Origin of the sequence: Streptomyces sp. NBC_00335 (genome assembly GCF_036127095.1) — a bacterium.
Taxonomy (GTDB): domain Bacteria; phylum Actinomycetota; class Actinomycetes; order Streptomycetales; family Streptomycetaceae; genus Streptomyces.
The window spans coordinates 5,148,351-5,159,959 of the sequence record NZ_CP108006.1 but is presented as its reverse complement, the minus strand read 5'-3'; the positions used below and the strand labels follow the sequence as shown (position 1 = coordinate 5,159,959).

The following is an 11,609-nucleotide window of genomic DNA, read 5'->3' as shown; positions in this document are numbered from 1 at the left end:
GTCCGGGAGTGAGGGGATGCGCTCAACCGTTGTACGGTCGCAGCCCGGCCGGGCCCGGGCCGGGGCGCGTCTTTCGGATCGGGCCGGACCGGCCGCGGCGGCGGACACCGCGGGCCCGGCCCGATCCGGGGACACGCCCTGAGCCCGCGCGCTCATTCCGGCCGGACCGTACCGTCCGACAGCCCGTCGTACAGCCCCTGTACGAGCTGCTCCCCGAGCCGGGCGGCCAGCCTCAGGGCGTCCTCGAACTCGGCGAGCGCCCGGAACCGCGCCCCGTAGACCTCCTGCTCGGTCCGTGGCAGCCGGGGCAGTTCGAGGCGGCGCACGTCGAGCCGGGTCGTGGTGGAGGCGTGGCTGCTGGCGCGGCGGTTGTTGGCGGTGGCGCGCAGGAAGCCGGCCAGGAACCAGGGGTCCAGCGCGGCCGGGTCGGGCCGCAGCAGCTGCAGGCCCCGGCCGAGCGCCGCCCCGGCGGTGGCCGCGTCGACGACGCGGGCCACGCCCGCGCCTCCGGTGAGCGGGACGACGACGTCGCCGGGCGCGGTGAGCAGCGGCGTCTCCGTGGCGTCGGCCAGGGTGCCGGAGGGTCCGGTCCCGGCGCTCACGTCGTGCTCGGTCAGGACGGGGGCCCGGCCCGCGCCGCTGCCGTTGCCCGTGTACAGGAGCAGGGCTCCGGCGCGGGCGAGTTCGCCGACGGTGGTCATCGGCAGCCGGGCGGGCGCCGCGGCGGTCCGGTCCGGGGAGGCGGCGGGCGGGGCCGGCGGGGTGAGCCGGGCCGCGCGGGTCAGCGTCGAGTCCAGGCGGTCCCGTACGGCGGTCAGCTCGGCCACGCCGCCGCCGGCGGCGGGCGGCGGCAGGTGGCGGGCCGGGGTCAGGTCCACATCGTCGTCGAGCAGGTCCACGACGGGCACCACGCGGCGCACGCCCGGGACGTCGGGGGCCGGGCCGCCGCGCTCGTACGCCGTCCAGGCCTCCTCCACCGCGCCGTGCACGGCGGCCCAGCCGGCCCGCCCGGGACCCGTTCCGGGCCCGTCGGCGAGTGCGGCGGTGTCCACGAGGAGCAGCCCGGCGGGGGGCGCCGCGTACGGGGCGGGCCTGCGCAGCACCCACAGGTGCAGCGGGATCCCGTACGGGGGCGCGGCGCCGGCCGGGAGGGCGACGACGGCCCGCAGGGCGCCCCGGCGCAGCAGGTCGGCCCGGATGCGGCGGCCGGAGCGGCGGGCGGCGGCGGCGGGCGGCATCAGCAGGACGGCGGTACCGCCCTCGCGCAGGTGGGCCAGGGCGTGCTGGACCCAGGCGAGTTCGGATTCGGCGCGGGGCGGCAGTCCGTACTCCCAGCGCGGGTCGTAGGCCAGTTCCTCGTGGCCCCAGTTGCGTTCGTTGAACGGCGGGTGGCAGAGCACGGCGTCGACCGGTTCGGCGGCGGGGGGCGCGAAGGCGTCGGCGCGCAGGCTGTCGGCGGCCGCCGCGCGGACCGGTGCGTCCGACTGCAGGGCGAGGCGCAGGGCGGCGAGGGAGGCGAGCTCGGGCGAACTGTCCTGCGCGTGGCGGGCGGTGGCCTCGGGGACGGCACGCAGCAGGGTGCCGGTGCCGCAGGCGGGGTCCAGGACGGTCCGGACGGAGGGTCCGGCGAGGGTGGCCATGAGGGTGGCGAGCCCGTCCGGAGTGAGCGTGTACTGCCGGGGGTTGGCTTCGAGATGGCGGCCGAGCAGGAACTCGAAGGCCCCTTTGGTGCCGAGTTCGGCTGCGAGCTCGGCGGCGGCCCGCAGGAAGGGCATCGCGGCGGGCCGCAGGGGTCCGGTGGCTCCGAGCGGGTGCCCGGGCCCGAACCGCAGGGCGAGCACCCGGTCGACGGCGGGCGCCAGCAGGGTGGCCATCCGCGCGTCGGAGACGGCCGAGACCTCCAGCCACTCCATGGGCCGGTCCCGTACGAGCAGCAGCGCGCTCCCGGCTTTGACGAGCGCGGCCACGGAGCCGCCGGGGTGGGAGGCGACGTACTGCCAGACGCGTTCGCGCAGCGGGACTTCGGCGAGCTTGCCCTGGGCCCGGAGCCAGTCGGTGACCTCCGCCAGTGCGAAGGAGGGGCTGGTCTCGGTGCCGCCGACGGGGCGGGGGAAGTCGGCATGCCGGCGGCGCCAGTTGCTCACGGCGGCGCGGCCGACTCCCGCGAGGCGGGCGATCTCGGCGGCGGTGACTTCGGGGGTGGTGACTTCGGCGGCGGCTTCAGGGGGGGACGGGGTGGACGGGGCGGCTGGGGCCTCGGTGGGGGGCTTCTGCTCCGGCATGTGCGCGAGCATACAGCTGCAAAGAGGAGAGACCCATTCACAGTGTGAATTTAACAATCTCTCAGAAACTTGTTGACTCGGTTCACAGGCTCTGCTGTGATGATCGCACCGAACAGGCAGTCCGATCAGGCAGGAGTTACACATGTCCCACACCACGCGCACCAGTTGGATCGCCCGCACCTCCCGCACCAAGATCCTGACGGGCTGCGGCGCGGCCATCGCCCTGGTGACGCTCACCGCGTGCGGCGGCGCCGAGACCACCGCCGACAAGGGCGCCGGCACGGCCGCTTCGAAGCCGCCGAAGGCGAGCAGCAGCGCCCCCGCCGCCGACACGGGCAAGTCGAAGGCGGCCATCAAGGGCTCCGGCACGTTCCAGGTCGGCTCCGACGTCCAGCCCGGCCTCTACCGCTCGGCCGGCAACAAGGCCGACGACAACTGCTACTGGGAGCGCGCCAAGGACTCCAAGGGCGAGGCGGATTCCATCCTCGACAACTCCAACGTCGTGGGCCTCTCGTACGTGGCCATCGCCGCCACCGACAAGATCTTCAAGACCGAGGGCTGCAAGGGCTGGGAGCTCGTGGACCCGAAGGCCACCGGCACCCCGAAGGCCGAGATCTCCGGCAAGGCCGGCATGCTCAAGATCGGCGTCGACATCGCCCCGGGCACCTACAAGTCCGCCGGCTCCACCGAAGACGGCAGCGGCTGCTACTGGGAGCGCACCAAGGACGCGTCGGGCAGCATCGACACGATCATCGCCAACGAGAACCCCGAGGGCCAGGCCGTCGTGACGATCGCCGCCGGGGACGGCTTCTTCGCGACCGTCGACTGCCAGGACTGGAAGAAGTCCGGCTGACCTTCCCGGTCCACCCCGCTTGCGGAGCACCCGGCTCCGGTTGCCCTCCCGGCCCCGGCTACCGTTCCCCCCGCAGTCCCCCCTCCCCCGCAGTCCCCTTCCCTCCCCCGCAGTCCCCTTTCCCTCCCCCGCAGCAGAGAGTCCCCCATGCGCACCGTTCACCGCCTGACCGCCACCGCCGCCCTCACCTGTGCCGCCGCCCTCGGGCTCACCGGATGCCTCGGCCTCACGTCCGGCCCGTCGGGACCGTTCCCCGAGCTGTCCGGCTCGCAGGTCGCCGACAAGTCCGTGACCGCCCTGCGCGGCGCGTCCTCGCTCACGGTGAGCGGGAGAGTCTGGGACGACGGCAAGCCCATGCAGCTGAACATGGCGGTCAGCAAGACCGGCGACTGCAGGGGCACGATGTCCAACGCGGACGGCTCCTTCGAGCTGATCCGCAACACCGACTCCGTGTTCATCAAGGCCGACGAGCCCTTCTATCGCGCCCAGATGAAGGACCTGCCCAAGGAGCAGGCGGACGAGGCGGTCAAGCAGCTGGCGGGCCACTGGCTGAAGTCGAAGGCCTCGGACCCGGACATGAAGGAACTGTCCGCCTTGTGCGACCAGGACGAGCTGCTCAAGGAGTTCGACGACAGCCAGGGCGCGGAGAAGGGCAAGGTCACCACGGTCGACGGACAGGAGGCCCTCACGCTGACCACGGAGACCACCGACGGCACCGAGACCCTGCTGGTCGCCACCCAGGGCGAGCCGTACCTGCTCAAGGCGACCACGGGCGGCAAGGAGCCCTCGGAGCTCACCTTCAGCGGCATCAACAAGCCGGTCCAGGCCGACGCCCCGACCGGCAAGGACGTCATAGACGCGGACAAGCTGGGCTGAGCCACCCCGCCGACCTGCCCGTCCTTCCTGCTCTCCGGGCACCGATCCTCGACCGCCTCCCGGCGAGCGAATGGCCCAAAAGCGGCGTAACGTCGCAAAAGGGATTACGGAAGGAGCCCGAGCATGGGGATTTTCGACAGGTTCAAGGACAAGGGCAAGGACATCTCGGACAACCTCGAACAAGAGGTCAACGAGAAGACCGGCAACAAGTACGCCGACCAAGTCGACAAGGCCCAACAGCAGATGGAAGAGAAGCTCGGCATCGACGACGACCCGAACAAGTAACCCCCGCGAAAACGTGAACGGCCGCGACCCGGGACCGGAAGGTCCCCGTCGCGGCCGTCGCCGTGCCCGCGCGCGCCGTGCCTCAAGAGCTGCCCGTACGGACCGCGCTTACGAGCCGAGGATCGTGGCGAGGAACTCCCCGGTCCAGCCCAGCAGTTCCCGCCCGACCAGCGGCTTCCCGCCCACCCGGGCCGTCTTGGGCCGCGGCACCAGCACCTGCGAGGCGGCCGGCTTGATCACCGAACCCGGGTAGAGCCGCTTCAGCCGCAGCTCCTGCGATTCGCGCAGCTCCACCGGCCCGAAGCGGATGTTGGGGCCCTGGAGGGTGATGTCTCCGACCCCGCAGGCGCGGGAGAGCATCCGCAGTCCGGCCACCAGCAGCAGGTTCTCCACCGGCTCCGGCAGCTTGCCGTAGCGGTCGGTGAGTTCCTCGCGGACCGCCTTGACGTCCTCCTCGGAGTTGGCCGCCGCGATGGACCGGTACGCCTGGAGGCGCAGCCGCTCGCCCGGCGCGTAGTCGTGCGGGACGTGCGCGTCGACCGGCAGCTCGATCTTGACCTCCAGCGGCGGCTCCTCCTCGACTCCGCCGTCCACGGCCGAGCGGTAGTCGGCCACGGCCTCGCCGACCATCCGGATGTAGAGGTCGAAGCCGACGCCCGCGATGTGCCCGGACTGCTCGCCGCCGAGCAGGTTGCCCGCGCCGCGGATCTCCAGGTCCTTCATCGCCACGTACATGCCCGCGCCCATCTCGGTGTGCTGGGCGATCGTCGCGAGCCGCTCGTGCGCGGTCTCGGTCAGCGGCTTCTCCGGCGGGTACAGGAAGTACGCGTACCCGCGCTCGCGGCCACGGCCCACGCGGCCGCGCAGCTGGTGGAGCTGGGAGAGGCCGAAGTTGTCGCCGCGCTCGACGATGAGGGTGTTGGCGTTGGAGATGTCGATGCCGGACTCGACGATCGTCGTGGAGACCAGGACGTCGAACTTCTTCTCCCAGAAGTCCACCACGACCTGCTCCAGGGCCTGTTCGGACATCTGGCCGTGCGCCGTCGCGATGCGCGCCTCGGGCACGATCTCGCGGAGCTTGGCGGCCGCCCGGTCGATGGACTCGACCCGGTTGTGGATGTAGAAGCACTGGCCCTCGCGGAGCAGCTCGCGGCGGATCGCGGCGCCGATCTGCTTCTCCTCGTAAGGGCCGACGAAGGTCAGGACCGGGTGGCGCTCCTCGGGCGGGGTGGTGATCGTGGACATCTCGCGGATGCCGGTCACCGCCATCTCCAGGGTGCGCGGGATGGGGGTCGCGGACATCGTCAGCACGTCGACGTTGGCGCGCAGCTTCTTGAGCTGCTCCTTGTGCTCGACGCCGAACCGCTGCTCCTCGTCGACGATGACCAGGCCCAGGTCCTTGAACTTGGTCTCCTGCGAGAACAGCCGGTGCGTGCCGATGACGATGTCGACGGAGCCCTCGCGCAGGCCCTCCAGCGTCGCCTTGGACTCGGTGTCGCTCTGGAAGCGGGACAGCGCCTTCACCTTGACGGGGAACTGCGCGTACCGCTCGGAGAAGGTGCCGAAGTGCTGCTGCACCAGCAGCGTGGTCGGGACGAGGACGGCGACCTGCTTGCCGTCCTGGACGGCCTTGAAGGCGGCGCGCACCGCGATCTCGGTCTTTCCGTAGCCGACGTCGCCACAGATCAGGCGGTCCATGGGGACCGACTTCTCCATGTCCTCCTTGACCTCGGCGATGGTGGTGAGCTGGTCGGGGGTCTCCGCGTACGGGAAGGCGTCCTCCAGCTCGCGCTGCCAGGGGGTGTCGGGGCCGAAGGTGTGGCCGGGGGCCGCCATGCGGGCGCTGTAGAGCTTGATCAGGTCGGCGGCGATCTCCTTGACCGCCTTCTTGGCGCGCGCCTTGGTCTTGGTCCAGTCGGCGCCGCCGAGCCGGTGCAGGGTCGGGGCCTCGCCGCCGACGTACTTGGTGACCTGCTCCAGCTGGTCGGTGGGGATGTAGAGGCGGTCGCCGGGCTGGCCGCGCTTGGCCGGCGCGTACTCGACGAGCAGGTACTCGCGGGTGGCGCCCTGCACGGTGCGCTGCACCATCTCGATGTAGCGGCCGACGCCGTGCTGCTCGTGGACGATGTAGTCGCCGACCTCCAGGGTCAGGGGGTCGATCGTCTTGCGGCGCCGGGTCGGCATCCGGCCGAGGTCCTTGGTGGCGGTGCGCTGGCCGGTCAGGTCGGTCTCGGTGAGGACGGCGAGCTTGAGGACCGGGTCGACGAAGCCGTTGTCGAGGGAGCCGCACGAGACGTGGACCAGCGAGGGCTCCAGGACGGTGACGTCCGCCTCCAGGCGGGCCGCGATGCCCTCGCCGCCGAGCACCTCGACGGTACGGGCGGCCGGGCCGTGGCCCTCGGTGAGGAAGACGGTGCGCCAGCCGTCGGCGAGCCAGGCCTTGGTGTCGGCGAGCGCGCGGGCGGTGTCGCCGCGGTAGGCCTCGGGGGCGTGCATGCCGAGGGAGAGGGTGTCGCGGCCGATCGCTGCGTCCTCGTCGGCGGCGAACGGGGACACCGACCACCACATCATGCCGAGCTCGCGCGCGTGCTCTCGTACGTCGGCGATCCCGCGGAGCGAGGCCGCGCCCACGTCGATGGGGGCCTCGCCACCGCCGGCGGTGGCGGCCCAGGAGGCCATCAGGAACTCCTGCGAGGTCGCCACCAGGTCGGAGGCCCGCGTCCGCACCCGCTCCGGGTCGCACACGACGGCCATCGAACCGGCCGGCAGTACGTCGATCAGCAGCTCCATGTCGTCGACCAGGACGGGGGCCAGGGACTCCATGCCCTCGACGGCGATCCCCTCGGCGATCTTGTGCAGCAGCTCCCCGAGCTCGGGGTGGAGCTCGGCGAGGGCCGCGGCGCGCTCGCGCACCTGGTCCGTGAGGAGCAGCTCCCGGCAGGGCGGGGCCCACAGGCCGTGCTCGGCGATCTCCAGGGAGCGCTGGTCGGCGACCTTGAAGTAACGGATCTCCTCGACCTCGTCGCCCCAGAACTCCACGCGCAGCGGGTGCTCCTCGGTGGGCGGGAACACGTCGAGGATGCCGCCGCGGACCGCGAACTCGCCGCGCTTCTCGACGAGCTCCACACGGGAGTACGCGGCGGCGGCCAGTGCCTGCGTCACCGCGCCGAGGTCCACGCTCTCGCCCTGGCGCAGGCTCACCGGGACCAGGTCTCCGAGCCCCTTGACCTGCGGCTGGAGCACGGACCGGATCGGTGCGACGACCACGGAGACCGGGCCCGCGGCGGGGTCGTCCTTGCTCGGGTGCGCGAGGCGGCGCAGTACGGCGATGCGGCGGCCGACGGTGTCGCTGCGCGGGCTCAGGCGTTCGTGCGGGAGCGTCTCCCAGGACGGGTACTCCGCGACCTCGTCGGGGTTGAGCATCGAGCGCAGTGCGGCGGCCAGGTCCTCCGCCTCCCGCCCGGTGGCGGTGACGGCGAGCACGGTGCGCCCGGTGCGGGCGGCCAGCGCGGCGATGGCGAAGGGCCGCGCGGCGGCCGGGCCGACGAGGTCCACGTGCATGCGGTTGCCGTCCCCGGCCGCGGTGAGCGCCTCTGCGAGTGCGGGGTCCCGGGTGACGGCGTCGAGCAGTCCGTGCAGGCTCATGAAGGCGGCTTTCCGTCCGGTGAGGTGCGGCGAGTTCCCGCGGGGCGGCAACGCGAAGGACCCGACACGTCGAACGGGCCGGGGGTTCCCACCCTACGACGCGGGTCCGACAGCCGCGCGTGGGATTCGGACGGCCGGCGGTGATGGCGGCGGGACACCCGGTCCTCCCCCCGACGACCGCGGCCCCGCCCCACCCGAACGGGTGAGGCGGGGCCGGGGCTCCCCCGTACGACCGGCCCGCGATTACTCGCTGGCGATCGCGTTCAGGACGTTCATCCGGCCCGCCCGGAAGGCGGGGACCAGTGCGGCCAGCAGGCCGACCAGGGCGGAGCCGGCGAACACGCCGAGGATGGTGGGCCACGGGATCTCGAGGATCTTCATGCCCTGCAGTGCGAGGAGCTGGTGGGCGGTGGCGCCCCAGCCCATGCCCAGGCCGAGGCCGAGCAGGGCGCCGAAGAGGGCGATGACCACCGACTCCAGGCGGATCATGCGGCGCAGCTGGCGGCGGGAGAGGCCGATGGCGCGCATCAGGCCGATCTCGCGGGTCCGCTCGACCACCGAGAGGGCCAGGGTGTTCACCACGCCCAGGACCGCGACGATGATCGCGAGGGCGAGGAGGGCGTAGACCACGTTCAGCAGCTGGCCGACCTGGTCCTTGAGCGCCTGCTTGTAGTCCGTCTGGTTGAGCACCTGGTACTGCGGGTACTCGGCCAGCGCCGACTTGACCGCCGCGTAGGCGGCGTCGTCCTGGCCGTCCTTCGCGGTGGCCAGCACCATGAACGGCCGGGGCAGCTTGTCGGCCGGCAGGTTCGCCTCGGCGACTGCCGTGCTGACGTACTTCATGCCCTTGTCGAGGTTGCCCTCGTCGCTGGTGATCGCCGCGACCTTGAGCTTGACGGTCTTGCCGCCGGTGAAGGCGACCGTCAGCTCGTCACCGAGCTTGACCCGGTGCTTGGTCGCGTATTCGGAGCCCACCGACATCGAGCCCGGCTTGTACGCGTCCGCGTGCTCGCCGGCGATCGTCTTGCGGCGCACGTCCTGGGCGTACGTGGGGTCCTGGACCCCGAGTCCGTCCATCTCGGTGGTGCCGTCGGGGGCGGTGATCTTGGCATCGACGTCCCGGTAGGCGGTGACGTGCGCCAGGCCCTGCGTCGCCCGCAGTGCTTCCTCGGCCTGCGGTACGACCGGCTGCCCGGTCTGGGACTGGACGATGAAGTCCGCCCCGACCGACTTGTCGAGCTCGTCGGTGGCCGAGGCCACCATCGAGGAGCCGACCACCGACAGGCAGGCGACCAGCGCGAGGCCGATCATCAGCGCGGCGGCGGTGGCACCGGTGCGGCGCGGGTTGCGCAGCGCGTTGCGCTCGGCGAGGCGGCCTATGGAGCCGAAGGGCCGCAGCACCGGAGCGGACAGGGCCCGGACCACGACGCTCGCGAGGAGCGGGCCGATCACGATGAAGCCGATGAGGGTGAACAGCACGCCCAGACCGAGCCACTGCGCTCCGGTGCCGGCGGCGTCGGCCGTCCCCGCGAGGTACAGGGCCGCGGCGCCGATTCCGGTGAGGCCGATGCCCAGGGCGGCGCGGATCCGGCCGGCCTTCTTGTCGCCCGGGGTGCCCGACTCGCGCAGGGCGGCCATCGGGGAGACCTTGCCGGCCCGGCGGGCCGGTATGAAGGCGGAGACGACGGTGACGACGACGCCGAGGACGATGCCGATGACCGGGGTGGTCCAGGCGATGGTCAGGTCCTCGGTGGACAGGCTCATGCCGAGCCCGCTCATGAGCTCCATCAGGCCGATGGCCAGGCCGATTCCGGCGGCGACGCCGAGGAGGGAACCGACCACGCCGAGCAGGAAGGCCTCGATGACCACCGACTTGAGGACCTGGCCGCTGTTGGCGCCGATGGCCCGCATCAGGCCGATCTCCCGGGTGCGCTGGGCGACCAGCATCGAGAAGGTGTTGAAGATCAGGAAGATTCCGACGAGGAAGGCGATCGCGGCGAAGCCGAGCATCACCCACTTCATGATGTCGAGGAAGTCCATGTTCTTGCGGTTGGCGTCCGCGGCTTCCTTGGCGGTCTGCAGCGTGTAGGTGTCGGCGCCGAGGACCGAAGCGACGTTCTGCTTGAGCTGGGCGTCGCTCACCCCGTCCTTGGCGGTGACGTTCAGGTGCGTGAAGGCGTCCGGGGCGCCGAGCAGCTTCTGCTGCGAGGTGGCGGTGTCGAAGTAGACGACGGTCGCGCCGGGGTTGGTCACGGTGAAGGCGGCGATACCGGTGATCTTGGACCGGATGTCGCCGGTGACGGCGATGGTGCGGATGTCGTCACCGAGCACCAGGTGGTGCTTCTTCGCGGTGTCGGCGTCGATCATCACGTCGGTGGGGCCTCGCGGGGCCTGCCCCTCGATGATCTTCATCGAGCGCAGTTCGTTCTCGGTCCAGTTGCCCGCGAAGGTCGGGGCTCCGGTGGTCGAGCCGAGGTTCTCGTTCTTGGAGTTGACGACGGTGACCGCCATCGAGGACACGCCGCCCTCGACGGACTTCACGCCCTCGGCCTTCTTGACCTGCTCGACGACCGAGGCGGCCAGCGCCTGCGGCTTGCCGGTGTCGGGGGTCTCCCCGCTGTTCTCGGCCTCCTTCGGGGTGACCGTGACATTGGAGTTGGTGACCGCGAACAGCTTGTCGAAGGTGGTGTTCATGGTGTCCGTGAACACCAGCGTCCCGCAGACGAAGGCGACGGAGAGCAGGACGGCCACGGCGGAGAGCGCCATCCGCCCCTTGTGCGCGAAGAAGTTGCGCCGCGCGGTCTTCATGACGGTCATGACGTCCGCCCACGGGCGTCGAAGTCCTTCATGCGGTCCAGGACCTGGTCGGCGGTGGGCGTGTGCATCTCGTCCACGATCCGGCCGTCCGCGAGGAAGATGACGCGGTCCGCGTAGGAGGCGGCGACCGGGTCGTGGGTGACCATGACGATGGTCTGGCCCAGCTCGTTCACCGAACGGCGCAGGAATCCGAGGACCTCCGCGCCGGCCCGGGAGTCGAGGTTTCCGGTGGGCTCGTCGCCGAAGATGATCTGGGGCCGGGAAGCCAGGGCGCGGGCGACCGCCACGCGCTGCTGCTGGCCGCCGGAGAGCTCGGTCGGACGGTGCTTGAGGCGGCCCGCCAGACCCACGGTCTCCACGACCCGGTTCAGCCACTGGGCGTCGGCCTTGCGGCCGGCGATGTCCATGGGGAGCGTGATGTTCTCCAGGGCGTTGAGCGTCGGCAGCAGGTTGAAGGCCTGGAAGATGAAGCCGATCCGGTCCCGGCGCAGCTGCGTGAGCTTCTTGTCCTTCAGACCGGTGATCTCGGTGTCGTCCAGGAAGATCTGGCCGCTCGTGACCGTGTCCAGACCGGCCAGGCAGTGCATCAGCGTGGACTTGCCGGAGCCCGAGGGCCCCATGATCGCGGTGAACTGGCCGCGCCGGATGTCCACGTCCACCGCGTCGAGGGCGACGACCCGCGTCTCGCCGGAGCCGTAGGCCTTGACGACCTTCCGCGCCCGCGCCGCGACGGCCTCATGCCCTCCAGTACCCCCGTGCCTGGTTTCGGTCATAGCCGTTGTCACGGTGTTTCCCCTCGTGTCGATGCGTGGCTCGAAGCAGTGATGCGCTTCATCCGAAGTCTGCTGGCC

The 11,609-nt window shown here is 71.6% G+C and carries 7 protein-coding genes; 3 read left to right on the top strand and 4 right to left on the bottom strand.

Annotated features, from left to right (window positions below; genetic code table 11):
• Positions 1-152: 152 nt before the first annotated feature.
• The gene (locus tag OHA37_RS23300; protein ID WP_266908134.1) at positions 153-2,282 is read right to left on the bottom strand and encodes an N-6 DNA methylase; all 2,130 of its coding nucleotides are present in this window, start codon (positions 2,280-2,282) and stop codon (positions 153-155) included.
• 142 nt (positions 2,283-2,424) lie between these two features.
• Between OHA37_RS23300 and OHA37_RS23295 the strand changes: the two genes are divergently transcribed.
• The 3 genes from OHA37_RS23295 to OHA37_RS23285 all read left to right on the top strand — a co-directional run bounded on the left by OHA37_RS23295 (position 2,425) and on the right by OHA37_RS23285 (position 4,296).
• Positions 2,425-3,135, top strand: coding sequence for a hypothetical protein (locus OHA37_RS23295; protein WP_266908132.1), 711 nt, complete (start codon positions 2,425-2,427; stop codon positions 3,133-3,135).
• Between the two features lie 147 nt (positions 3,136-3,282).
• Positions 3,283-4,011: a hypothetical protein gene (locus tag OHA37_RS23290; protein WP_266908130.1), complete on the top strand. Its 729-nt coding sequence runs from the start codon at positions 3,283-3,285 to the stop codon at positions 4,009-4,011.
• Positions 4,012-4,134: 123 nt separating this feature from the next.
• Positions 4,135-4,296 carry an Rv0909 family putative TA system antitoxin gene (locus tag OHA37_RS23285; protein ID WP_250737350.1) on the top strand — a complete coding sequence of 54 codons (162 nt, stop codon included), beginning with the start codon at positions 4,135-4,137 and terminating at the stop codon, positions 4,294-4,296.
• Positions 4,297-4,404: 108 nt separating this feature from the next.
• On the opposite strand, the gene mfd is transcribed toward OHA37_RS23285, so the two are convergent.
• The 3 genes from mfd to OHA37_RS23270 form a co-directional block, all read right to left on the bottom strand.
• Entirely contained in the window at positions 4,405-7,941 is a 3,537-nt protein-coding gene (mfd, locus tag OHA37_RS23280; protein WP_266908126.1) for a transcription-repair coupling factor, read from the bottom strand.
• 243 nt (positions 7,942-8,184) lie between these two features.
• Positions 8,185-10,758, bottom strand: a complete 2,574-nt coding sequence (locus OHA37_RS23275) for an ABC transporter permease (RefSeq protein ID WP_266908124.1) — start codon at positions 10,756-10,758, stop codon at positions 8,185-8,187.
• A complete protein-coding gene (locus OHA37_RS23270; RefSeq protein WP_443046202.1) occupies positions 10,755-11,531 on the bottom strand; it encodes an ABC transporter ATP-binding protein in 777 nt (258 codons plus the stop codon). Before OHA37_RS23270 ends, OHA37_RS23275 begins: the two co-directional genes overlap by 4 nt.
• Positions 11,532-11,609: the final 78 nt, after the last annotated feature.

Coding starts and splice junctions, on each gene's coding strand:
- OHA37_RS23290 (WP_266908130.1), top strand. CDS start 3,283: ATGCGCACCGTTCACCGCCTGACCGCCACCGCCGCCCTCACCTGTGCC.
- mfd (WP_266908126.1), bottom strand. CDS start 7,941: ATGAGCCTGCACGGACTGCTCGACGCCGTCACCCGGGACCCCGCACTC.
- OHA37_RS23270 (WP_443046202.1), bottom strand. CDS start 11,531: ATGACCGAAACCAGGCACGGGGGTACTGGAGGGCATGAGGCCGTCGCG.
- OHA37_RS23295 (WP_266908132.1), top strand. CDS start 2,425: ATGTCCCACACCACGCGCACCAGTTGGATCGCCCGCACCTCCCGCACC.
- OHA37_RS23275 (WP_266908124.1), bottom strand. CDS start 10,758: ATGACCGTCATGAAGACCGCGCGGCGCAACTTCTTCGCGCACAAGGGG.
- OHA37_RS23300 (WP_266908134.1), bottom strand. CDS start 2,282: ATGCCGGAGCAGAAGCCCCCCACCGAGGCCCCAGCCGCCCCGTCCACC.
- OHA37_RS23285 (WP_250737350.1), top strand. CDS start 4,135: ATGGGGATTTTCGACAGGTTCAAGGACAAGGGCAAGGACATCTCGGAC.